The organism is Anaerostipes faecis, assembly GCF_910574135.1.
Classification (GTDB): domain Bacteria; phylum Bacillota; class Clostridia; order Lachnospirales; family Lachnospiraceae; genus Anaerostipes; species Anaerostipes hominis.
Map to the genome: position 1 here is coordinate 20339 of NZ_CAJSYK010000002.1, position 22358 is coordinate 42696.

Here is a 22358-nt window from a genome sequence, read left to right on the forward strand (position 1 = left end):
CTTTTCTTATTCTACAGACAGCAGGAAATAATAAATTGGCTGTCCTCCATATTCCATCTGGACTTCACAGTCCGGATACAGTTCCTCTGCCTTTTTAGAAAGCTGCACAGCCTTCTCCTCCGGCGTCTCATTCCCGTAATATATACAGATCAGTTCGCTTTCCTTGTCCACCATACTGCGAAGGAGTCCCAGCGTCACCACCTCTACATCATTCCCAACTTCCTGAATGCCGTTGTCGTCAATTCCCATAATGTCATCGACTTTGATCGTCTTGCCGTCAATGGTCGTATCACGGACTGCATAGGTGACTTCTCCGGTTTTTACGCCGTTCATCATCTCGGTCATGGCAGCCTCATTCTCTTCCACACTGCTCTCCGCCTCAAATGCAATCAAAGCAGAAATACCCTGCGGTACAGTCTTGGTTGGAATGATAATGATCTCTTTATCTTCCACCAGGGCTTTCGCCTGCTGGGCAGCCAATATAATATTTTTATTATTCGGCAGGATGAACACATGATCCGCATTGACCTGTCCGATTGCATTGAGCATATCTTCCGTGCTCGGATTCATGGTCTGTCCGCCTTCTATCAGATAATCTGCACCCAATTCCCTGAAAATGTCGTTGAGGCCGCGTCCGATCGAAACCGCAACGAATCCCATATCCTTTCTAGGAGCCGTTTTCTTTTCCTCTGCCTGACGGGTTAGATTCAGACGCTCCTCATGCTCTTCCCGCATGTTGTCGATCTTCATGCTGGTCAGTGCACCGTAAGAAAGTCCCTTTTCAATAGCCTTGCCCGGATGATTCGTGTGGACATGCACTTTCACGATGTCTTCATCCGCCACAACTACAATGGAGTCTCCCATACCGGTCAGATAATCTTTAAACTCCTGTTCCTGCGCCGAACCAAATTCTCTTTCCAGCATGACAATAAACTCTGTACAATATCCGAACGTAATATCCGCTGTCTCTCCGGATACGGCTCCCATCGGTTTTTGCACCGGTTTGGAAACTGCTTCAACTTTCAGATCTACTTCCTTTCCGAGCAGAACATCATAGGCTCCCTGAAGAACTTCCAAGAGTCCCTGTCCGCCGGAATCCACGACCCCGGCTTCTTTTAAAACAGGCAGCATCTCCGGTGTCATCTGAAGTGCTGTATTGGCTTCCTGCATGACATTCCGGGCAAACTCTTCAAAATCGTCTGTCTTCTTTGCCGATCTCAATGCGCTGTCTGCAGCCGCCTTGGCAACGGTGAGGATCGTTCCCTCTTTCGGCTTCATAACCGCCTTGTAGGCAGTATCCACAGCCTTCTTAAATCCCGCCGCCACATCTCTGGTTGTCAGTCTGTCCAAATATTTGATCTGTTTTGTAAAGCCCCGAAACAGCTGGGACAGAATCACCCCTGAGTTTCCTCTGGCTCCTCTTAATGATCCACCCGAGATAGCCTTTGCCAGCTCCTCGATAGTAGGATCTTCAATCGCACCGACTTCTTTTGCCGCCGACATGATCGTCATCGTCATATTGGTTCCCGTATCGCCGTCCGGCACCGGGAATACATTCAATTCGTTAATATGCTCTTTTTGAGCTTCCAGTCTCTTCGCTCCGCCGATAAACATCTTTTTGAGCAAAGCCGCGTCAATCTGCTTCATTTATCCTGCCTCCGTAATTATCCTATATCTTTCACACCCTCAACGTATACATTGATCCGTTCTACTTCCAGACTGGTGAACTCTTCTACCTGGTACTTCACAGAAGACATCAGGTTGTCCGCCACCGCAGAAATGGATACACCATAAGAAACAATAATGTGAAAATCTATGGAAATTTTGTTGTTCTTCACAGAAACAAAAACACCTTTTCTTATATTATCTCTAGTCAGCAGCTTTACGATTCCGTCTTTCATATTGACCATTGCCATGCCGACAATACCAAAACAACCAAGGGCACAAATCCCGGCATACTTGGCAATCACTTGATTTTCGATAGAAATTTCGCCGTTCTTCGTGTTCATATGTCCTTTCATCGCTTTACCTCCATACTTCGTATTCTTGTGCGCCCACACAGCTCATTTTACCCGGAACGCTACTTAGATTATACTATTTACCTATGAAAAAGAAAAGAGAATTTCTTCTTGATTTTTAGAAATCAATCTGGTAGAATAAAATAGTTGTCAGTCCCAGAGAGGGATAAGATCGAGTTAAGGAGGTGCTAACATGGCAAAATGTGCTATCTGCGGAAAAGGCGCTCATTTTGGTAATGCAGTCAGTCATTCACATAGAAGATCAAATAAGATGTGGAAATCAAATATCAAATCTGTAAGAGTGAAGGTAAACGGTGCAGCTAAAAAAATGTACGTTTGTACTTCTTGTCTGAGATCAGGTAAAGTCGAAAGAGCGTAATCTTTCCCGATTATTATAAACCTAGGGAGCTGGAATATCCGGCTCTTTTTTTCATTATCTTCTCCCCGGCTCTCTTTGCCGAAAAATTTACTGAAAAAACAGAAAATAGGACAGCGTGATGCTGACTCCTGTCATGGCAAACTGTGTAAAATCTCTTTGGATGAACATTCCGATAAACAGCCCGAGGCCGAAAAAGAAAAAAGCAACTCCGCAAACACGTTTCATACATACACACCTAATTTAAGCTTATTAGCTAGTATATGCAGAACAACACAAAGTATTGAATAAAAAATACCCTGTATTACAGATTTCTGTTCATACAAGGTATTTTAAAGCAGGGAGGTTATCGTTCGTTTTCCAAGTCTTCCACTATATCTTCCAGTGTCTCTTCTTTTTTCGCAAATTTATCGATCACATCCGGCACCATATCCAAAAGCTTCGTGATGGTCTCCTGATTCTTGACGTTTACAAGCTTCGTCTGCCCGTCTCTGATCACGAGAACCGCGCTTGGCGTCATCTTGCCCCCGATACCTCCGTATCCCCTGGCTTTCCTGTCTCCGCGGTAATCCCCGGCTCCCATGCCAAAAGATACGTCTACCAGAGGCAGAATGATCGTGTCCTTCACATAAATAGGATCTCCGACCACTGTCTTTGAAGTCATAAATCCTTCGATTCCCTGAAATAACGAGTCCACGGTCTCATTAAACTTTTCTTTGTTCATAAAACTAACCTCCTATTGTTCTCATAATACGTTCCTTCTGTCTCCAAAGCTCCTTATCCCGGTAAACATCCCATAAGATCTTCAGAAAATGAAACGCGTATATCCGGCCTGAAACTGTCAGTGCAGCCTCAAATCTGGCTTCCGTAAAGTCCGGCTCCACAGACAGTCTGTCGTTAAACAGCGGCATAAAAACACTGACAGCAGCAAGTGTCTGTCCTGTCATAGAGGGATCATCAAAGCCGAAGGCCACGTCTCCCGAAAATTTCTTCGGCAGAAAATGCCTGATCCCTTTTTTCCCATATCCAAATAAGCGTTTGACGACGTGGATCAATTCCTCATCTCCCAGCAGTTCTTTGAAAGATTCTGCCTGTTTTAAGGCGCCTCTTAATCTCCGATACAGACGCTTACCTGTATTATAGCATCTTTGGAAGAAACTTTTCACCCTTTTTCTGAACGGCTGCTTTCCGGGCGGTTCCTCTGTGACAGATTCAAACTCTTCGCCGTCTCCGGTATAATCCAGAATATCTCCTGAAAAACCTGTCTCCGGATCAGGATCAGCCGATTGTCCGGTTTCTTCCCGGGGCACTTCTGTCCGGTCTCTTATATCCTTCCCAGATTCCCTGATTTCTACCACATCTTCAGCCGCCTTCCTGTTGAGCAGCGACCATCTTTCTTCATTCGAGTGATAGACGGGAAATCCCAGAATTCTAAAAGAAACTGCCGGTTCTTCTCCCTCTTTCCATGACACCTTCATGCGGAGAAAGAAGAAAAGCCATGATACCCGGCCTTTGGCCCATTTCCCGCAGTCATTGTAAACTCCCCGGGCGCGATAGCCTGCCGGTGCGAACAAGATCAGAAACAGGAACACGAGGATACAGAGCAGAAGGATTCCTATGATTTTTATAATAATCCATAAAACTGCCATCGTCTCACTCCTCTTCAAAAAATTCCGGTATCCGAAACATAGAATCCTGCTGTCTGATGTCTTCCACAATCCTTCTGAGTACCACGAAGGCATCCTGTTTTGACACGGCACATCCCACAACCGTGACATCCCTTTGCCGATAATAATCTTTCAGCAGTTCCCGGTATTCGTAAATCTCCAGCACTCCTACGTTTCCAAGCGGAAGCGTAATACAATACAGCGAAGGAATGCTCTTTCCTTTTACAATCCGCTTTATTAACTTTTCTTTCGTTATCGTTAAAATTTCCGATATGTAAAACTTTTCAGCAGCCTTCATATATTCACCTTACCAAAAAGGGGATGTTTTCACACCCCCTGATCCTTTTTATTCGCCGATCTTTACAACTTTCAGCATGTTGGTCACACCTTTTCCGCGGTGGTCTGCCGGACCGCCTCCGGTCAGAACGAGAATATCATTCTCCTGTGCCAGATCTGCACTCGTTACGATTTCCGTAGCCTCATCCAAAAGTTCCCTCGTTGATGATGCTTTGTGAGATTTGAATGGACGCACACCCCAGTAAAGCTGCATTTTACGCACAACCGCCTCATCCGGAGATAATCCGATGATCTGTGCATCCGGTTTGAACTTGGATACGATCCTTGCCGTAAATCCGGACATGCTGGAAGCCAGAATACATTTTGCATTGATGTTATGCGCAGTCTGTACTGCAGAATAGGCAACTGCCGCTGAGATTCCCCGGTTCACATAGATAGAGCGGAAATCCTTGATCTTCGTATCCAGATGAAGCTCCGTAGAAATAGCGATCTGATTCATCATCCTGACTGCTTCCACAGGGTATTTCCCTTTTGCGGTCTCTCCGGAAAGCATGATCGCATCAGTGCCGTCATAGATAGCATTGGCAACGTCTGTTACTTCTGCTCTCGTAGGACGCGGGTTGCGGATCATGGAATCCAGCATCTGTGTAGCCGTGATAACCGGTTTAAATGCGTTGTTGCATTTTTTGATGATGGCTTTCTGCATGAAAGGAACTTCCTCTGCAGGAATCTCCACACCTAAATCACCTCGGGCTACCATGATCCCGTCGGAAGCCTGGATAATGGACTCGATATTTTCTACACCTTCTACATTTTCGATCTTGGAGATGACACCCACTTCCAGGTTGTGAGCTTTTACAATTTCTTTGATTTCATTGACTGCGTCAGCGTTGCGGATGAAAGAGGCAGCGATAAAATCAATGCCGTTTTCCAGTCCGAATTCAATGTCGCTCTTATCTTTTTCTGTGATAGAAGGAAGATTTACACGCACATTCGGCACGTTGACACCTTTGCGGCTTCCTAAGAATCCGCCGTTGATAATATCACATACGATATCTGTCCCGTCTTTGATCTCTTTGACTCTCAGTTCGATCAGACCGTCGTCGATCAGGATCGTGTTGCCTTCTGCTACGTCCTGAGGAAGTTCTTCGTATGTAATCCCTACGATAGAATCATTTCCTTTGATATCTCTTGTGGTCAGGACAAACTCCTGTCCCTCTTTTAATTCTACGTCTCCGTCTGTATCCAAAAGTCCGGTACGGATTTCCGGTCCCTTTGTATCCAATAAAATCGCAATCGGAATATTCAGTTCTTCACGGAATCTTTTAATCCTCTTAATCCTTCCAAGCTGTTCTTCATGGTCACCATGTGAGAAATTTAGTCTCGCAATATCCATTCCTTCCAGCATCAGCTGTTTGAGCACCGCGTCGTCATCCGTCGCAGGACCCATTGTGCAAACAATTTTTGTTTTTTTCGTCAGCATAGTTAATCTCCTTTTCATAACAATGTATAATAAATTAATCTATAAAAATTAATTATTTCCTTATTTGTCTTTTTTCACATGGACGTGTGTAAACAAATGATCCTGGCAGTATTCATAATTGCCTTCACACTTAGAGCAGTAGCGGAATTCCAATGTGGGATCATCCAATTCTGTCCGGTGGCAGACAGCGCATTCATGCCTGGCGCCGTTCTTTTTCGGCTCCGCGTGTCCGGCAGATTCCCCGAAACTCGCTTTCCGCTTTCTCTGCCGCACCTTCTGGCCAAACATGGCACCCTTTGCCTTCATCTTTTTCGTTGAGAAAAAGAACAGAACAAAATTCAGCAAAGCGACTACTATTGATACTTTAATCGAAATTCCCGTAACTGTAAAGTCTGTTGCAATAAAAAATGTATAAAACAGGTATGCGGCGTCAAGATATGCCAGCCACTTTACCTTCATTGGAATGATCATGTAAAACAATACCTGCATGTCCGGGAACATCATGGCATAGGCCAAAAACAGAGATAAATTCAGATAGAAGGTGTCCATCTGCACAAACATGGCATTAAACTCTCCCCCTGATAAGACAAGGATCAGGTATGTAAGAAACGCTCCTGAAATGGTCCCAAGCACACCGATCATATAGTACATGGTAAATCGGAAACTCCCCCAGACCTGTTCCAGCAATGAAGCGATAGAATAATAAAACAGCAGTACAAAAATCATAAAGAACAAATTGGTAGACGGTGCGATCAGAAGGAACGTAAAAATCCTCCAGACTTGTCCGTGCAGTATAAGGTATGGATTCAGTGTAAACTGACTGTACAGCTCCGGCGCGGCAAACTGTACCATGATCCCTACGACATATAAAAGAATAATATACTTTGGAAGTCCCGGAATAGAAAACCGTCCAAACTTCCTCTCCAGCTTATTTAACCAATTCATAAGAAACCTTTCCTAAAATGTTTTTTTCTTTCCTAATACAATACTTCCGATCACTGTCAGCACCAAAGACACCCCTACCAGTCCGAAAAATCCGAATGGGCTGTCCGCAAACGGCACAGGCACGTTCATTCCCCAAAAGCTTGCGATCATGGTCGGTATGGACATGACGATCGTGATAACCGCCAGAACCTTCATAACGATGTTCAGGTTATTGGAGATAACAGACGCATAGGCGTCCATCGTACCGCTTAAAATATTACTGTAAATATCCGACATCTCGATCGCCTGCTTGTTCTCAATGATAACGTCATCAAGCAGTTCCTCATCTTCCGGATACTGTTTGATCTTTTCAATCTTTAACAGGCGCTCTAATACCAGTTCATTTCCCCTCAGTGATGTTGAGAAATAAACCAGTGACTTTTCCAGTTCCAAAAGCTCGATGAGCTCCTGGTTCTTCGTAGATATATGGAGCTGTTTTTCGACTTCGTCACTTTTTTTATCGATGATCCGCAGGTACTGAAGATAAAGGGATGCATTCCGAAACAGGATCTGCAGGATAAATCTGGTCTTCTTATATGTCCAGAAATTCCGTACCCTTCCCTCTTTAAAATTAGAGAGCACCGGCGTGTCCATCAGACAGATGGTGATCAGGCACAGTTCCGTCAATATGATCCCGCATGGAATCGTCACGAAATAGTTCTTCTCTTTTCTCTCCTCTGTGATCGGCACGTCCACGATGATCAGCGTATAGTTGTCCTCAACTTCGATACGTGAGCGCTCTTCTTCATCCAGCGGTGCTTTTAAATGATCCAGATCGATCTGGTACTTCTGGGAGAGTTCCACCAGCTCAGTGGCCGTTGGGTCTACCACGGAAATCCAGCAGCCCTCTATGGGCTCAGATATTTCATTGATCCGGCCGTCCATTGTCCGAAAAATCTGTATCATTTGAGTCTCCTTCCACTCCGCTGCGGTCACAGGCAGATGAGATCATCCGCCTGTTTTCCACGAGTTCACGTTTCATTATAGAGATATTATTTCCCTTTGTCAATTAAGAGCACTGTCCCGACAGGAAGGGTCAGCTCTCTGACGCTTTTGTTTGATTTTGCTAATTTTTCAAAGGAAACATTCTTATTTTTCATAATATTCATAAGAGTGTCTCCTTTTTTCACTACATATGGCTCAAAAGCACCCGAAATCACCGGTCCCGCTGACGGAATACATAATTCATCACCAATCTGCAGATTATAAATGTTCACATAGGGGTTTTTCCTCATGATCTCCCTTACACTCACATTATATTGTTTTGCGATTTGATATAAGGTATCTTTTTCCTTAATTACATAAACTGTTCCATTACAGTTTCCCCGTTCTGCCATATCTTATACTTTCCTTTGCCTTTTTATTATAGACTATGCCTTGTTTTTTATTTGTTTCCGATTAATTTTAGTGAATTTTTTTCTCATTTCCATTTTCTTCGCCTATTTAATAGGTAAGAAGACTACACTTGAATCTTGTTATTTCAAAATCTTTATTTTATAATAAGACTACTATCGAAAAGGAAAGTAGGTTACAGTTAGATGAAACGATTAGGAATTGATATCGGCTCTACCACCGTCAAAGTAGCGGTGATCGATGAGCAGCACAATATATTGTTCTCAGACTATGAGAGACATTATGCAAATATACAGGAAACACTGGCATCACTTTTAAGAAAGGCAAAGGATCAGATCGGAGACGTCACTTTTGCCCCAACAGTCACAGGCTCCGGCGGGCTTTCTATTTCCTCTTATCTGGAAATCCCGTTCTGCCAGGAAGTTGTCTGCGTCTCCACAGCTCTCCAGGACTATGCCCCAAGGACCGATGTCGCCATTGAGCTCGGCGGCGAAGATGCTAAGATCATTTATTTTACCAACGGCATTGACCAGAGGATGAACGGCGTCTGTGCGGGAGGCACCGGCTCTTTTATTGACCAGATGGCCTCACTGCTTCAGACAGATGCGTCAGGCCTCAATGAATATGCAAAGAACTACGATACGATCTACCCCATCGCAGCCCGGTGCGGTGTATTCGCGAAATCAGATATTCAGCCTCTGATCAATGAGGGGGCAACAAAAGAAAATCTTGCGGCTTCTATCTTTCAGGCAGTGGTAAACCAGACCATCAGCGGCCTGGCCTGCGGAAAACCTATCCGCGGCAACGTTGCATTTCTGGGAGGTCCGCTCCACTTCCTCTCCGAATTAAAAGAAGCCTTTATCCGCACACTCGGCCTTGAAGGAGAGGCGATCATCGCCCCGAATCATTCCCATCTGTTTGCCGCTGTGGGTGCCGCTCTGAATGCCAGGGAAGAAGTGACAACCAATTTCACGGATCTGCTGGATCATTTTAAAAGAAAAATCGAGCTGGGCCATGAGGTAGACCGCCTGGAACCTTTGTTCAAGGATGACCAGGAATACCAGATGTTCCTTAAGGAGCACAACCGCCACGTCGTAAAGCGCGGAGATCTTTCTACATATGAAGGCAGCTGCTATCTTGGGATCGATGCCGGTTCTACTACTACCAAAGTAGCTCTGGTCAGCGACAAAGGCGACCTGCTGTACAGCTATTATACAAATAATAACGGAAATCCCCTGAATGCGACTATCGATGCGCTGAAGGAAATTCATGCACAGATGCCGGACACGGCACACATCGTATCTTCATGCTCCACGGGCTACGGGGAACACCTGATCAAAGCTGCCCTCAATCTGGATTACGGAGAGGTGGAGACCATCGCACATTATTACGCGGCTGCATTCTTTGATCCGAGCGTGGACTGTATTCTGGATATCGGCGGACAGGATATGAAATGCATCAAAATCAAGAACGGAGTCGTGGACAACGTTCTTCTGAATGAAGCCTGTTCTTCCGGCTGCGGTTCTTTTATTGAAACCTTTGCCAAGTCGTTAAACTATTCTGTACAGGACTTTGCAAAAGTCGCTCTGACAGCCAGGACACCGATCGACTTAGGTTCCAGATGCACCGTGTTTATGAATTCCAAGGTAAAGCAGGCCCAGAAGGAAGGGGCCAGCGTTGGTGATATTTCTGCGGGTCTTGCTTACTCTGTCATCAAAAATGCTCTTTTAAAGGTTATTAAACTGACAGATCCAAAGTCACTCGGAAAACACATCGTTGTTCAGGGCGGAACCTTTTACAACGACGCTGTATTAAGAAGTTTTGAACGGATCTCCGGCTGCAGTGCCATCCGTCCGGATATCGCCGGCATCATGGGTGCCTTCGGAGCCGCTCTGATCGCGAAAGAACGCTTTAAGACAGAACACACGAAGACACAGATGCTGCCGATGGAAGAGATCTTCGCTCTTTCTGTGGATACTTCTATGACACGGTGCAAAGGCTGTACCAACAACTGTCTTTTAACCATCAACAAGTTCTCCAACGGCGGCCGCTATATCACTGGAAACCGCTGTGAGCGCGGCATAGGCGGCAAGGCTAATAAGGACAATATTCCGAACTTGTATGAGTATAAATTAAAACGCACCTTCGGCTACGAATCCATTCCTGCCGGAGAAGCAAAACGCGGTGTCATCGGCATCCCCAGGGTTTTAAATATTTATGAAAACTATCCGTTCTGGCACACTTTCTTCACAAAGCTTGGATTTTCTGTGGTTCTGTCCCCTGAGTCTTCCAGGGAGATTTATGAGCTGGGCATCGAATCCATTCCGAGTGAATCCGAGTGCTATCCGGCAAAGCTTGCCCACGGGCACGTGATGTGGCTCATTAAGCAGGGCATTAAGGATATTTTCTACCCGTGCATCCCTTATGAACGGAATGAGACCGAAGAGGCCAATAACCACTATAACTGTCCGATCGTCACTTCCTATGCGGAAAATATTAAAAATAACATGGAAGAACTGCGGACAGAAAATATCAGCTTTATGAATCCATTCCTGGCCCTGGACAATGAAGAAGCCTTAAAGCCAAGGCTTTTTGAAGAGCTGGGTGAAAAATACGATATTGACGCGCCGGAGATCAACGACGCTGTGCGTGCGGCCTTTGAGGAACTCGACAGCGTGAGAAAAGACATTCAGAACCAGGGTGAGGAAGTCCTCGCTTATCTGGCAGAGACAGGACGTACCGGAATTGTACTCTGCGGACGTCCGTACCACATCGACCCCGAGATCAACCATGGAATTCCGGAACTGATCAATTCTTACGGAATTGCCGTGCTGACAGAGGATTCCATCTCCCACCTCTCCAAGGTGGACCGGCCGCTGAACGTATCGGACCAGTGGATGTACCATTCCAGACTGTATGCAGCTGCCAACTACGCCAAATCCAACAAGCAGCTGGAAGTGATTCAGCTGAATTCCTTCGGATGCGGCCTGGATGCGGTCACAACAGATACAGTCAACGATATCCTCACCCGTTCCGGAAGGATCTACACAGTATTAAAGATTGACGAGGTCAATAACCTGGGGGCAGCCCGGATCAGGATTCGTTCTCTGATCAGTGCCGTCCGTGTCAGAAAAAAACATAATATTGAGCCGAAACCGGTATCTGCTGCCATGAAGAGAATTGAGTTTACGAAAGAGATGGCAAAGGAATACACGATTCTGATCCCGCAGATGTCTCCGATCCATTTTTCCATGGTGGAGCCTGCCTTAAAATCCTGCGGCTACAAAGTCAAAGTACTCAGACAGCAGGGAATGAAGGATGTCAACACAGGACTTAAATATGTCAACAACGATGCCTGCTATCCTTCTCTTATTGTCATCGGACAGCTGATGAATGCACTGCTGTCAGGCAAATATGATACAGACAAGATCGCCCTTGCGATCAGCCAGACCGGAGGAGGCTGCCGTGCAACGAGCTACATCAGCTTTATCCGCAGGGCTCTTGAGAAAGCAGGCTACGGACACATTCCTGTCATCGGAATCAGTACCCAGGGCATCGAAAAAAACAGTGGATTTAAGCTTACTCCGGGTCTTTTAAACCGTGCGGTCCAGGCCATAGTCTACGGTGACCTGTTCATGAGAGTGGTCTACCGCACCCGCCCGTATGAAAAGGAAAAAGGCTCTGTAAACCGTCTGCACAAACGCTGGGAAGCCAAGTGCAAGCGAGATGTCATGAAAGGAAATCTTTCTACCTTCAAGAAGAACATCAAAGGTATCATTCGCGACTTTGATAAGATTCCTCTGACGAATGAAAAGAAGCCGAGAGTCGGTATTGTAGGTGAAATCCTCGTAAAATTCCTGCCGGATGCCAACAATCATCTGGTAGAACTCCTGGAGCGTGAAGGCGCAGAGGCTGTTGTCCCTGACCTTTTGGACTTCTTCATGTACGGATTTTACAACAGCAATTTTAAATACCGTTACCTTGGAAAATCAAAGAAGACGGCGCTCATATGTAATTCCGGAATCTGGATCGTGGAACAGTACCGGAAAACGTTAAGAAAAGAACTGGCAAAGAGCAAACGATTTGATGAACCGGCATACATTAAGGATCTGGCTGCCTACGCCAAACCGTTCGTCTCCATCGGCAATCAGACCGGCGAGGGCTGGTTCCTCACCGGAGAGATGGTAGAACTGATCCACAGCGGTGCGCCGAACATCGTCTGCACACAGCCGTTTGCATGCCTGCCGAATCATGTGGTAGGAAAAGGCGTGATCAAGGAGCTGCGCCAGGCTTTCCCTGAATCCAACATCGTTGCCATCGACTACGATCCCGGTGCCAGCGAAGTCAACCAGATCAACAGGATAAAACTGATGCTGTCGGCAGCGATTAAAAATATGTGACATTTTCCTTGAATCTTTCGACATATTATGATATTATAATTTTATACAAAAGAGAAAAAACAGCAGTCTGTGATTTGCAGGCTGCTGTTTCTATTTTATATATTCTGTTTTTCATATTCTTTCTGAAGTATTTCTGCAAACTCCCTGATATATTCGTCTTCCCGGTCTTTCCTCCAGCAGGCAATGTAATTTCTTTTTAATTGCTTTCCATTTGCGCAAAGCGGAATGCTTCGGAGTGGGATATCATCCTGTCCAGGCCTTTCCCCTGTTTCTTCCGTGAGCAGAAATCCTTTATCCCAGGCTGCTAAAAACCTGGCTTCTTCCGGAGTATCGGCAAATATAATGTTATCCTGTAATCCCAGCATATTTACACAGTCATCTCTCTGCCGTTCTCTCTGGTCATCAGGTGCGGCAATAATACAGGGGATTCTGCGTAACTCTTCAACATTCACATAATCCAGGGCACACAGAGGACTTCTCTCCGATATCTCAATAAAAAATCTGCCTTTGGTCAGAGGAATATATTCAACGTCTTGTAAATCACCCGGCCTTTGGCTGCAAAGAATGACATCAGTTCCTCCGAAACATAGCATGTCAATCAGCTCTTCTGTATACCCTGCGGCGGTCTCCAGCTCCATCGCGGGATACTTCTCAGATAATATGGCTGCTGCCCGGCAGAGTTCCGTTGCATGCAGATATTTTAAATATCCGACCCGGAGACACTGATTGATTTGTCTTCCGATTTGGGCGGTCTCTTTTTTCAGACGCCCCGCCTCATCCAGCAGCACAAGGCCGCGCCGATAAAAATATTCCCCGGCAGGTGTCATAAAAAATTTCCGGTTCCCTCTCCTAATCAGCTCTGTGTCAAGATTTTCTTCTAAAGCGCGTATCTGCTGCGACATGGCGGACTGGGATATCCCGCATTTTTCCGCCGCATCAGTAAAGCTTTGACATGTGATTACCTCTGTATAATACTTTAATTGTTTCAACAACAAAAAATCACCTTCCCTGCCATTTTTCATCCTGCTATATCTTACAGCTTCTCCAGAATATCGTCGAGAATCCGGACTGAGTCCTCCACACATCCCCGGCAGCTTCTGAGCATCGTGCCGGTAGTCATTCCTTTTAACTCCCTGCATACCGTACTTTGATTCTTCATCTGGAAACGCCTGATGAGCTCTCTTGTCAGCTGATATGTAGATCCTTTTGAGTCTGGTTTCGCAAGGTTCCCGGTGCTGTTCATCCTTCCCAGCACAGCGACTGCACCCGAAACCGCACCGCAGGTCCCTTCCATTCCTCCCATGCCGAGTCCAAAGCCTTCTGTCAGTTCAAACACGGTCTGTTCGTCAATGCCCATCTCCTCGCAATAACAGCATGCAACTGCCTGTGCACAGTTATAACCACTCTCATGTCTTGCGGCCGCTTCTTTTATCTTACTCATTCTGATACCTCCTCTGTCTGTTTCTTCTAACTAATTAAAACATATCCAATCCCTAAATACAACTCATCTAAATTTTCCTTGTTTTACCATTGACAACTGTATATATGGCGTATATACTGTATATATACAGTCAGGAGGAATTCATGTGAATATTATTATCAGCAACCAGAGTGATCTTCCGATTTATGAACAGATAGCGGAAAGCTTCAAAGAAAAGATCCTCTCCGGAGAGCTGTCCGGGGGTGAACTTCTTCCATCCATCCGTTCTCTTGCCAAGGATCTGAGGATCAGTGTCATCACAACAAAACGTGCTTATGAAGAACTGGAAAAAGAAGGTTTCATAGAAACCATCCCCGGAAAGGGGTGTTTTGTAAAAGCAAAGAGCACAGAACTTCTGAAGGAGGAAGTTTTGAGAAAGATCGAGGAGCATCTTGTAAACGCCGTACATATGGCAGTATCTTATGAAATTGAGCAGGAAGAATTGGAAGATATTCTTTCCTGCCTTTATGAGGAGGGTATAGATCATGGAAAATAATATAGAAATCAGGCAAATGACAAAAACATATCCCGCCTTCCGGCTGGATCGTGTGGATCTTTCAGTACCAAAGGGCTCCATCGTAGGGCTGATCGGTGAAAACGGAGCTGGAAAGACAACGCTGATCAAAGGAATGCTGGGCTTAGTCCATCCGGAAGAAGGCGAAGTCCTGATCTTCGGCAAAGATGCCAAAACTTCTATGAAAGAGATCAAAATGAACATCGGCGTTGTCCTGGACGGCAGCTTCTTTATGGAACTTTTAAAGGTTCAGGCCATTGACACTGTCATGAAAGGAATCTATGACAACTGGGATACGGCTCTGTTTTACGATTACCTGCAGCGGTTCGGCATTGATCCCTCCAAAAAAATCAAGGAGCTGTCAAAAGGTATGCAGAAAAAACTGGAGATACTGACAGCTCTCTCCCACCATCCGAAACTTCTGATCCTGGATGAGCCGACCAGCGGCCTGGACCCTGTTGTGAGAAATGAGATTTTAGATATTTTTCAGGATTTTATTTTAGATGAGGAGTGCAGTATTCTGCTTTCCACCCACATCACAAGTGATCTGGAACATATCGCGGACTACCTGGCCTTTATCGACAACGGACAAATGATTTTCTTTGAAACACGCGACAAAGTGCTTGACAGTTACGGAATTTTAAAATGTGACCAGAAAAAGTTTGAGCGCCTGGAACCATCCGATGTCATCCGCTACCGCAGAAACCGCTATAATTATGAGGTGCTGGTAAATGACCGGCACAGTATCCGCAGGACATACCGCGATGCGGTCATTGAGAAAATTACAATCGAAGATTTAATGCTTTTATATATTAAGGGGGAAAAATTATGTTAGGGTTAATAAAAAAAGATGTGCTGCTTCTGCAGTCATACTTGAAGAATCTGCTGCTGATCACGGCAATGTTTTCAGGCCTTTCGCTGATCAACGAAAGTTACTCTTTCCTTGCCGTGTCTCTGCCATGTATGTTTTCCATCCTGTGCTTTACGCTCATAAGCTACGATGACTATTATCACTGGGATGCCTATTCATTAACGCTTCCCGTGAGTCCAAAAGACAGTGTGCGGAGCAAATATATCGTTTCCACATGCCTTTTGGCCTTTGGTACAATTTTAGGAACTGTATTGTCATTCGTAGTCATTGCCATAAAGGATATATCTGTGCCCGGCAAAGAGGTCTTTCTCACAGCCTTAGGAGGTATCTTCATAGCATCCGTTTTGATGTCTCTGATGTATCCCATTGCCTACCGATTCGGAACGGAAAAGGGACGGTTTGTAATATTCGGCATATTTGCAGGAATTTCTATTTTTATAGTTTTATTAGGTAAAGCACTGATGACCATGGATCTGCAACTTCAGTCCGTCACCAGCTTTTTCACAGGAAGCGGCAAATACCTGCTCATTCCTCTGATTCTGGTTATTATCTTTGTATCATACTGTATCTCCTGCAGCATCTTTACCAGAAAAGAATATTAGCACGCAAAAGCCGCTGGGTTACTCCCTGTTTATATGCTATAATATGTAGTAATTGGACAACAATTTGCAGAATTAACTTTCTGCAGACCTTGAAAAAAGCCATGGAGCACAGCCGCAGCCGGTTATTAGGCGAATCAGAAATGAATAAATTTATTGAAGCATTGACAAGCAAAAGTAAGAGTGCAGAACTGCCTGAAGAATATAATTATTTTGGAAAACTTGTCGGCAGCTGGAAACTCAATTATACTGACCACAATCTGTCCTGTTCGGTTGAAGGAGAATGGTATATCAATGCTGAAATATATGCCGATCGCACATAATTTCCATAGAACAAAGTTGTCAAACGCGGGCTTTTTTACACATTAAAAGTTCTTCAGGATGCTCTCCGCACCTGACGGTATCTTAAAATTCAGCCGAAGGTTCAGGATTTCCGCGGATGCATAGGTACTGTCTTTGTAAAAGGTCAGAGATACCATCTTCTTCATGCTGCTCTCTGAATCCCCATTGAGTTTCTTTGTTCCTGCCTGATACAGGTCACACCGGTATACGGCCTTCTCTTCATCCGGTATGGTTTTTACGGTCTTCCAGTCATCAATCCTAAGCTTATCGATCAATTTTTGGATACCATCTTTATTCTTCAGCACAGCAATCGTTTTCCGGTCCTTGCAGGATATGATTTCAATCTTCTGCGCTTTGCTGACCTGGCTGATATCGTCCTGCCTGCTTGTCACTTTGATCTGGCTTTTCTGCTTCCTGACAGAACATCCCTGGAACACACCGATGCTCAGGATAAGAACTGCTGTCAAACAAAATATCTTTTTCATATCTATTCCTCCCACATCATGTCAATAAAATCACCTGCGCATGCTGAGACCTCTGTCAGCCAGATAATCTTTTAACTCCATGATTTCCAGCTCTTTGAAATGAAACAGGGATGCCGCCAGAGCCGCATCTGCTTTTCCTTCTGTCAGGGTGTCGTAGAAATGTTCCTTTGTTCCGGCACCTCCCGACGCGATCACAGGAATATCTACAGTCTCTGCAATTGCACTGGTCAGCTCATTGTCATATCCTGCCTTCGTGCCGTCACAGTCCATACTGGTCAGAAGGATTTCTCCGGCGCCGCGGTGCTCTGCTTCAGCCGCCCAGGAAACGGCATCCAGTCCTACATCAATCCTTCCTCCGTTTTTATAAACATTCCATCCGGTGCCGTCTTCCCGGCGTTTTGCATCAATTGCCACGACCACGCACTGGCTGCCGAATTTATCAGCCGCGTCGCTGATCAGGTCCGGGGTGTTGATGGCAGAAGAATTGATGGAAATCTTATCGGCCCCTTCTCTGAGAATTGCCCTGAAATCATCTACCGTTCGGATTCCTCCGCCCACTGTAAACGGAATAAAAACTGTCTCTGCTACTTTTCTCACCATATCGATCATAATATTTCTCGCATCGGAGGACGCCGTAATATCCAGAAATACCAGCTCATCAGCTCCAGCCTTGTCATAGGCCGCACCAATGGCAACCGGATCTCCCGCATCGATCAGATTTACAAAATTGACCCCTTTTACTACACGGCCGTTATGTACGTCCAAACATGGAATGATTCGTTTTGTATGCATGTCCCTTTCCTCCTACAGTGAAATAAAATTCTTTAAAATCTGAAGACCTACCGTGCTGCTTTTCTCCGGATGGAACTGACACGCAAATAGGTTGCCTTTTTCCACAGAAGCATGGATCACCTCCGAATACTCTGTGGTCGCCGCAACAATATCCGGTTCCGAAGCTTTCAGATAATACGAATGAACAAAGTATACATAAGGATCTTCCGGCACACCTTCAAACAGCCTTGCTCCCGCTTTTATCTTCAGGTTATTCCATCCCATATGAGGAATTTTTAACCCATCCTTTTTGGGGATCTTTACGATCTCACCTTTTAAAAGGCCCAAGCCCTCAACACCCGGCGCTTCTTCACTCTTTTCAAACATGATCTGCTGACCCAGACAGATCCCCAGAAAAGGAATTCCTTGCTCTGCAACCTGATGGATCGTGTCCGCCAGTCCATACTGATGAAGCTTTTCCATGGCATCTCCGAAAGCACCGACTCCCGGAAGGATGACGTGGGTGCTTCCTAAGATCTGTTTCTTATCTCTCGTGATCACCGCATCTTCACCCAGAAACTGGATTGCTTTTTCAACGCTTCTAATATTTCCTGCATCATAGTCAATAATCGCTACCATATCCTACCTCTCAATTTCAAGAAAATCTTTGCTGTCCATCTTTACTGCATCTGCTTTTCCCTTCAGTTCCTCACCTACCTGATATAAAGTGCGGTTGACCCTTACCATATAGGCTTTCTCATTATAAAAAGCCATCTTCTCAAACGGCCACCGAAACAGGCTCGGCACTCCAAAGCCTTCTCCCAGTTCCAGAATGAAAAGCTTCTTGTTCAGTGTAGTCTGAAGCCATTTTGTATACGCTGCCCAGCTGTTCAGATAAGCTCCCTCAATATACGTACTCTTCGTATCCTCGGTACGTATATTATAGATCAATGGCTCACCGCATTTTGGACACTCCAGGTGCTCAATCTCTCCAGTAGTCTCATAGTGGCGGATCAAATCTTCAAGGCCCGGTTTAGCCGGATACAGCTGTTCACTGCACGGCTCTTTACACTGAAAAAAGTCTCCGTTTCCGCACGGGGCAACCAGACGGTTTTTATCCAGAGCAGAATGGAAAATGAGGCCGTCATTATTGCTCGTGATTACAAAATAATCCTTTTGATCTAATACCTCCTCCAAATTCTTAAAATAAGGAACCTGGGAGAGATTCAGCAAATGGTGCCTTTCATACACCTGGCTCATCCATGCGGCATCCCTGTCTTCTTCATCCATCCTTAAAAGCTTCTGGTAATGCTCATTTTGTATCTCTGTTTCAAAATCCATTAACTCATATGCGCTAAGTTCCGGTCCAATGCCCACCAAAACCAGATCCGCATCCTGTATCCTGCTAACATAATCCTTTAACATATGCCGCTCCTTTGCTTCCATGTGAAATATCCACTATTTTATCACATTTTCAGGCATTTGCACAATCCACATCGAAGTAAAATTCAACGCCTCCCTCCACGTTAGCCACTCCATATTGTTTGCCGTGGGCTTTCATGGTTGCGGCTACAATGGACAGTCCGATGCCGCTGCCTCCATATTCTCTCGTTCTTGCCTTATCCACTTTATAAAATTTCACCCAGAGCTTATCCAGATCTTCTTCCGGTATATGGCTTCCGGAGTTAAACACGGTCACCCTGAGATCATTCTCTATCCGTTTAAAGGAAATAGCAATCCTGCCGTTTTTTAAAACATGGTTTCTGGCATTGCTCAGATAGTTTCCAAATACTTCCTCCATCATAAACTCATCGGCCCATACATAGGTGGGCGGTTCATGAAATTCAACCGTAATATTTTCTTTCTGGAAAAAGATTGTGTTTGCAGAGAGCATGTTCTGGATCAGCTCCTGAATATTGAACCGCTCCATGCTGACCTGGTGATTGCCAAACTCGATCTGGTTTAACGTCAGAAGTTTCTGTACCATCCGGTTCATCTTCTTAGCTTCGTCCGCGATCACATCACAGTAAAATTCACGGCTCTCCTCATCCGCTGAGACATTGTCTTTCAGACCTTCCGCATATCCCTGGATCAGGGCAATCGGTGTTTTCAGCTCATGGGAGACATGAGATAAAAACTCCGTTCTCATCTCGTCAATCTGAACCTTTTGCTCGATGTCCTGGCGCAGCTCATTATTGGCTGTTTTGAGCTCCGAGATCGTGTACTCAAGCTTTGAGGAGAGTTCATTTAAACTCTCACCAAGATGCCCCAGTTCATCTTCACCGCAGTCTATGACCTTCACGTCAAAATCCAGATTGCTCATCCGGTTTGCAGCCGCAGCCATTTCTTCAATGGGCTTTGTAAACTGCTTGCTGTAAATATACATGGCGATTCCCCCGGCCACGATCAAAACAGCTCCCACGTAGGCAGTAAATCTCCCGGACAGCACCGCACTGGTCTGTATGCTTTCCATCGGAGTGTTGATCACCACGGCATAGCCGTTGTCAAAATATCCGAGAAGATTGATGCTGGTCCCGGTGGATTCCTTGTCGGACCCGCTCACTACGGCATAACCTTTTTCACTGATCTGCCTTTTGATCTTTCTCATATCCTCCAGCGTGCTGATCATGTCATTGTACATGAGCCCCTGTTTCCCCTCAGACGAATATATAACCTGTCCGTTTTCGTTGTTAACAATCAGCATCCGGTAATTAGACTCTCTGACGATCTTTGATATCTTATAGGAATTATTATCGGCGCCTTTTGTATTGAGCAGCTGGTTGATAGAGTCATAAACCTGTGTGATATTCTTTTTTTCCTTAAACACATAGTATGGTTCGATCATCAGGATGTTAATACAGATAGACAGAAGAATGGTGGATGCCATAATCACGATCAGCACCAGCGTCATTTTTACTTTGATGGATTGATTCTTCAGTATCTTTTCTTTCACTTACTCCTGCACCTCGAACTTGTAGCCCATACCCCATATCGTGCGGATATATGCTCCTTTGCTTCCCATTTTATTTCTGAGTTTTTTTACATGGGTATCAATGGTCCTGGCATCTCCGAAATAATCATAATTCCACACCTGATTCAATATGTTTTCCCTTGTGAGTGCCCGTCCTTCATTTTTCATAAAGTAGGATAGAAGTTCAAATTCTTTAAAACTCAGATCAATGCTCTTATCATTGATGGTAACCATATGGGCCGCTTCATCCAGAACAATCCCGCCGGCTTTCAGCACTTCTCCGTCCTGCTGTCTGGTCCTCCTTAAAATAGCTTCAATCCTGGCGACTAAAATCTTCGGACTGAACGGCTTCGATATATACTCATCCACTCCCAAGTCAAAGCCCTGAAGCTCATCGTTTTCCTGATCTTTGGCCGTCAGCATGATGATCGGTACTTCGGAAACTTTCCGTATCTCCCTTACAACTTCCCATCCGTCCATCCGGGGCATCATCACGTCTAAAACGAGCAGATCGATCCCTTTAGTGGAAAAAAACACATCCACTGCCTCTTCCCCGTCTCCTGCCTCCAGCACCTGATATCCTGCCCGGTTTAAGAAATCCTTTACCAGTTTGCGCATCCTGCTCTCATCGTCAACTACTAATATTTTAAGATCATTCATCAAGGTTCCTCCTGCGGTTATATTCCAATTCACTATGTATAGTTTACCACAGGATTATGATAAAATTGTGAAAAAAAGACATCAGCACTGAAAATACTGATATCTCTTTCTCTTACATGATTTTTCTATTCTGCCTCAGATACTCCAGCCGCTGCTTCCTGTCTGTCAGACATAGCCTTCAGTTTCTGCAGTCCAAAGATAATTACCCCGCCGATGATGAAAAACAGGATACTGAAACTTCCTGATGTCAGTGCAGGTTTTGGAACTTCCAGTGTGGTCGGTCCCATGACAATAGCATAAAGAGATCCGATCATCATTCCGATGATGAAATATACCATCTGCGACCGGAACTTTTCAAGGCAGGTACGGATCAGCTTTACGACTGACGCAATCCCGCACAGGATGCCGCAGCCAAAAATCAGAATCACCGGAAAATAAGCCGTGTTAAAATTCATGGCTTCTTTCACTGCCGAGATAATCGGCACATACAGGCCGAAGATCAAAAGCATGGTAGAGCCTGAGATTCCCGGCAGGACCATGGCCGAAATGGCAATCATGGCCACGAGGAAAATATAGATTCCCAGTCCCAGCTTTAAATGCTCCACACTCACATTCATGCCCTTGCCGGATGCCGGATTAAAATAGGTGATCGCTGCCACCATGACAACTCCGAGCAGAGCAAACACAGCGTTGCCGTATTTATCTTTCAGACAGTCCTTTTCTTCAGACCAGATGATCGGTATAGCAAAAATAATCAGTCCTAAAAACAGGGAACTGATCTCATAAATCCTGTCACTGAAAATACCGGCCAGCACAGAAACCGCTGCCCCAAAGCCAACGACCCAGCCAATCCCGATGCGCAGCAAGAACTTCACAGCCTCTATCTTTTTTTGTTTATTTCCTGTAATTAAATCGTCTAGGGATGAGATAAAATGGTCATAGAAACCGAGCAGAAAAGCCACAGTCCCGCCGGATACCCCCGGCACGCTGTCGGCTAATGCCATACAAAATCCCCGAATAAAATTTAGCATACTGACTCCTTTGTTATAAGAACACATACAAATGCTGGAATCTGTTCCAACACAAC

General features: G+C 45.2%; 25 protein-coding genes. 6 read left to right on the forward strand and 19 right to left on the reverse strand.

Annotation, left to right across the window (positions count from 1 at the left end):
* Nucleotides 1-6: 6 nt before the first annotated feature.
* On the reverse strand, nt 7-1647 hold the full coding sequence (locus tag QGT46_RS01705; RefSeq protein WP_148459049.1) for a DAK2 domain-containing protein: 1641 nt from the start codon (nt 1645-1647) through the stop codon (nt 7-9).
* 17 nt (nt 1648-1664) lie between these two features.
* Complete coding sequence (locus QGT46_RS01710) at nt 1665-2021, reverse strand: Asp23/Gls24 family envelope stress response protein (protein WP_148459048.1); 357 nt, start codon at nt 2019-2021, stop codon at nt 1665-1667.
* Between the two features lie 190 nt (nt 2022-2211).
* Between QGT46_RS01710 and rpmB the strand changes: the two genes are divergently transcribed.
* Nucleotides 2212-2397, forward strand: coding sequence for a 50S ribosomal protein L28 (gene rpmB, locus QGT46_RS01715; protein WP_006565876.1), 186 nt, complete (start codon nt 2212-2214; stop codon nt 2395-2397).
* A gap of 87 nt (nt 2398-2484) precedes the next feature.
* On the opposite strand, the gene QGT46_RS01720 is transcribed toward rpmB, so the two are convergent.
* From QGT46_RS01720 to QGT46_RS01755, 8 genes are all read right to left on the reverse strand, one after another.
* Nucleotides 2485-2622 (reverse strand): hypothetical protein, encoded by a 138-nt coding sequence (locus tag QGT46_RS01720; protein ID WP_006565877.1) that lies wholly within the window; start codon nt 2620-2622, stop codon nt 2485-2487.
* 118 nt (nt 2623-2740) lie between these two features.
* Entirely contained in the window at nt 2741-3118 is a 378-nt protein-coding gene (locus QGT46_RS01725) for a GerW family sporulation protein (RefSeq protein WP_024727035.1), read from the reverse strand.
* A 4-nt stretch (nt 3119-3122) separates the two neighbouring features.
* Entirely contained in the window at nt 3123-4043 is a 921-nt protein-coding gene (locus QGT46_RS01730; protein WP_148459047.1) for a DUF2953 domain-containing protein, read from the reverse strand.
* Nucleotides 4044-4047: 4 nt separating this feature from the next.
* Complete coding sequence (locus QGT46_RS01735; RefSeq protein ID WP_024727033.1) at nt 4048-4359, reverse strand: hypothetical protein; 312 nt, start codon at nt 4357-4359, stop codon at nt 4048-4050.
* 48 nt (nt 4360-4407) lie between these two features.
* Nucleotides 4408-5841 (reverse strand): pyruvate kinase, encoded by a 1434-nt coding sequence (gene pyk, locus QGT46_RS01740; RefSeq protein ID WP_301589312.1) that lies wholly within the window; start codon nt 5839-5841, stop codon nt 4408-4410.
* A 60-nt stretch (nt 5842-5901) separates the two neighbouring features.
* Nucleotides 5902-6786, reverse strand: coding sequence for a rhomboid family intramembrane serine protease (locus tag QGT46_RS01745; protein WP_148459045.1), 885 nt, complete (start codon nt 6784-6786; stop codon nt 5902-5904).
* A gap of 12 nt (nt 6787-6798) precedes the next feature.
* A complete protein-coding gene (locus QGT46_RS01750; protein ID WP_022260798.1) occupies nt 6799-7731 on the reverse strand; it encodes a magnesium transporter CorA family protein in 933 nt (310 codons plus the stop codon).
* 86 nt (nt 7732-7817) lie between these two features.
* The gene (locus QGT46_RS01755) at nt 7818-8162 is read right to left on the reverse strand and encodes a lytic transglycosylase (protein ID WP_024727030.1); all 345 of its coding nucleotides are present in this window, start codon (nt 8160-8162) and stop codon (nt 7818-7820) included.
* Between the two features lie 201 nt (nt 8163-8363).
* Between QGT46_RS01755 and QGT46_RS01760 the strand changes: the two genes are divergently transcribed.
* Entirely contained in the window at nt 8364-12578 is a 4215-nt protein-coding gene (locus QGT46_RS01760; RefSeq protein ID WP_148459044.1) for a 2-hydroxyacyl-CoA dehydratase, read from the forward strand.
* A gap of 95 nt (nt 12579-12673) precedes the next feature.
* Here the strand turns inward: QGT46_RS01760 and QGT46_RS01765 are convergent, their stop codons facing one another.
* Complete coding sequence (locus QGT46_RS01765) at nt 12674-13567, reverse strand: LysR family transcriptional regulator (RefSeq protein WP_301589319.1); 894 nt, start codon at nt 13565-13567, stop codon at nt 12674-12676.
* 44 nt (nt 13568-13611) lie between these two features.
* Nucleotides 13612-14019: a C-GCAxxG-C-C family protein gene (locus tag QGT46_RS01770; RefSeq protein WP_148459042.1), complete on the reverse strand. Its 408-nt coding sequence runs from the start codon at nt 14017-14019 to the stop codon at nt 13612-13614.
* A gap of 145 nt (nt 14020-14164) precedes the next feature.
* Between QGT46_RS01770 and QGT46_RS01775 the strand changes: the two genes are divergently transcribed.
* The 4 genes from QGT46_RS01775 (at nt 14165) to QGT46_RS01790 (ending at nt 16365) form a co-directional block, all read left to right on the forward strand.
* Nucleotides 14165-14554: a GntR family transcriptional regulator gene (locus QGT46_RS01775; protein WP_148459041.1), complete on the forward strand. Its 390-nt coding sequence runs from the start codon at nt 14165-14167 to the stop codon at nt 14552-14554.
* Nucleotides 14544-15407: an ABC transporter ATP-binding protein gene (locus QGT46_RS01780; RefSeq protein ID WP_148459040.1), complete on the forward strand. Its 864-nt coding sequence runs from the start codon at nt 14544-14546 to the stop codon at nt 15405-15407. The genes QGT46_RS01775 and QGT46_RS01780 overlap by 11 nt, the downstream gene beginning before the upstream one ends.
* The gene (locus tag QGT46_RS01785; RefSeq protein ID WP_148459039.1) at nt 15401-16045 is read left to right on the forward strand and encodes an ABC-2 transporter permease; all 645 of its coding nucleotides are present in this window, start codon (nt 15401-15403) and stop codon (nt 16043-16045) included. Before QGT46_RS01780 ends, QGT46_RS01785 begins: the two co-directional genes overlap by 7 nt.
* A 140-nt stretch (nt 16046-16185) precedes the next feature.
* A complete protein-coding gene (locus QGT46_RS01790) occupies nt 16186-16365 on the forward strand; it encodes a hypothetical protein (protein WP_148459038.1) in 180 nt (59 codons plus the stop codon).
* 42 nt (nt 16366-16407) lie between these two features.
* Here QGT46_RS01790 and QGT46_RS01795 read toward each other — a convergent pair whose 3' ends face one another.
* The 7 genes from QGT46_RS01795 to QGT46_RS01825 all read right to left on the reverse strand — a co-directional run bounded on the left by QGT46_RS01795 (nt 16408) and on the right by QGT46_RS01825 (nt 22302).
* Entirely contained in the window at nt 16408-16869 is a 462-nt protein-coding gene (locus QGT46_RS01795; protein ID WP_148459037.1) for a hypothetical protein, read from the reverse strand.
* Nucleotides 16870-16899: 30 nt separating this feature from the next.
* Nucleotides 16900-17661: an imidazole glycerol phosphate synthase subunit HisF gene (hisF, locus tag QGT46_RS01800; RefSeq protein ID WP_024727021.1), complete on the reverse strand. Its 762-nt coding sequence runs from the start codon at nt 17659-17661 to the stop codon at nt 16900-16902.
* 12 nt (nt 17662-17673) lie between these two features.
* Nucleotides 17674-18279 (reverse strand): imidazole glycerol phosphate synthase subunit HisH, encoded by a 606-nt coding sequence (gene hisH / locus QGT46_RS01805; protein ID WP_148459036.1) that lies wholly within the window; start codon nt 18277-18279, stop codon nt 17674-17676.
* A gap of 3 nt (nt 18280-18282) precedes the next feature.
* Nucleotides 18283-19065 carry a hypothetical protein gene (locus tag QGT46_RS01810; protein ID WP_024727019.1) on the reverse strand — a complete coding sequence of 261 codons (783 nt, stop codon included), beginning with the start codon at nt 19063-19065 and terminating at the stop codon, nt 18283-18285.
* A 49-nt stretch (nt 19066-19114) separates the two neighbouring features.
* A complete protein-coding gene (locus tag QGT46_RS01815) occupies nt 19115-20593 on the reverse strand; it encodes a sensor histidine kinase (RefSeq protein WP_024727018.1) in 1479 nt (492 codons plus the stop codon).
* Complete coding sequence (locus tag QGT46_RS01820) at nt 20594-21271, reverse strand: response regulator transcription factor (RefSeq protein ID WP_024727017.1); 678 nt, start codon at nt 21269-21271, stop codon at nt 20594-20596.
* 125 nt (nt 21272-21396) lie between these two features.
* Nucleotides 21397-22302, reverse strand: coding sequence for a DUF368 domain-containing protein (locus QGT46_RS01825; RefSeq protein WP_287517888.1), 906 nt, complete (start codon nt 22300-22302; stop codon nt 21397-21399).
* Nucleotides 22303-22358: the final 56 nt, after the last annotated feature.

What these genes read in the sequence shown, in the direction of transcription:
- QGT46_RS01705 (WP_148459049.1), bottom strand. Translation starts at nt 1,647, where the DNA reads ATGAAGCAGATTGACGCGGCTTTGCTCAAAAAGATGTTTATCGGCGGA.
- QGT46_RS01710 (WP_148459048.1), bottom strand. Translation starts at nt 2,021, where the DNA reads ATGAAAGGACATATGAACACGAAGAACGGCGAAATTTCTATCGAAAAT.
- rpmB (WP_006565876.1), top strand. Translation starts at nt 2,212, where the DNA reads ATGGCAAAATGTGCTATCTGCGGAAAAGGCGCTCATTTTGGTAATGCA.
- QGT46_RS01720 (WP_006565877.1), bottom strand. Translation starts at nt 2,622, where the DNA reads ATGAAACGTGTTTGCGGAGTTGCTTTTTTCTTTTTCGGCCTCGGGCTG.
- QGT46_RS01725 (WP_024727035.1), bottom strand. Translation starts at nt 3,118, where the DNA reads ATGAACAAAGAAAAGTTTAATGAGACCGTGGACTCGTTATTTCAGGGA.
- QGT46_RS01730 (WP_148459047.1), bottom strand. Translation starts at nt 4,043, where the DNA reads ATGGCAGTTTTATGGATTATTATAAAAATCATAGGAATCCTTCTGCTC.
- QGT46_RS01735 (WP_024727033.1), bottom strand. Translation starts at nt 4,359, where the DNA reads ATGAAGGCTGCTGAAAAGTTTTACATATCGGAAATTTTAACGATAACG.
- pyk (WP_301589312.1), bottom strand. Translation starts at nt 5,841, where the DNA reads ATGCTGACGAAAAAAACAAAAATTGTTTGCACAATGGGTCCTGCGACG.
- QGT46_RS01745 (WP_148459045.1), bottom strand. Translation starts at nt 6,786, where the DNA reads ATGAATTGGTTAAATAAGCTGGAGAGGAAGTTTGGACGGTTTTCTATT.
- QGT46_RS01750 (WP_022260798.1), bottom strand. Translation starts at nt 7,731, where the DNA reads ATGATACAGATTTTTCGGACAATGGACGGCCGGATCAATGAAATATCT.
- QGT46_RS01755 (WP_024727030.1), bottom strand. Translation starts at nt 8,162, where the DNA reads ATGGCAGAACGGGGAAACTGTAATGGAACAGTTTATGTAATTAAGGAA.
- QGT46_RS01760 (WP_148459044.1), top strand. Translation starts at nt 8,364, where the DNA reads ATGAAACGATTAGGAATTGATATCGGCTCTACCACCGTCAAAGTAGCG.
- QGT46_RS01770 (WP_148459042.1), bottom strand. Translation starts at nt 14,019, where the DNA reads ATGAGTAAGATAAAAGAAGCGGCCGCAAGACATGAGAGTGGTTATAAC.
- QGT46_RS01780 (WP_148459040.1), top strand. Translation starts at nt 14,544, where the DNA reads ATGGAAAATAATATAGAAATCAGGCAAATGACAAAAACATATCCCGCC.
- QGT46_RS01785 (WP_148459039.1), top strand. Translation starts at nt 15,401, where the DNA reads ATGTTAGGGTTAATAAAAAAAGATGTGCTGCTTCTGCAGTCATACTTG.
- QGT46_RS01790 (WP_148459038.1), top strand. Translation starts at nt 16,186, where the DNA reads ATGAATAAATTTATTGAAGCATTGACAAGCAAAAGTAAGAGTGCAGAA.
- QGT46_RS01795 (WP_148459037.1), bottom strand. Translation starts at nt 16,869, where the DNA reads ATGAAAAAGATATTTTGTTTGACAGCAGTTCTTATCCTGAGCATCGGT.
- hisF (WP_024727021.1), bottom strand. Translation starts at nt 17,661, where the DNA reads ATGCATACAAAACGAATCATTCCATGTTTGGACGTACATAACGGCCGT.
- hisH (WP_148459036.1), bottom strand. Translation starts at nt 18,279, where the DNA reads ATGGTAGCGATTATTGACTATGATGCAGGAAATATTAGAAGCGTTGAA.
- QGT46_RS01810 (WP_024727019.1), bottom strand. Translation starts at nt 19,065, where the DNA reads ATGTTAAAGGATTATGTTAGCAGGATACAGGATGCGGATCTGGTTTTG.
- QGT46_RS01820 (WP_024727017.1), bottom strand. Translation starts at nt 21,271, where the DNA reads ATGAATGATCTTAAAATATTAGTAGTTGACGATGAGAGCAGGATGCGC.
- QGT46_RS01825 (WP_287517888.1), bottom strand. Translation starts at nt 22,302, where the DNA reads ATGCTAAATTTTATTCGGGGATTTTGTATGGCATTAGCCGACAGCGTG.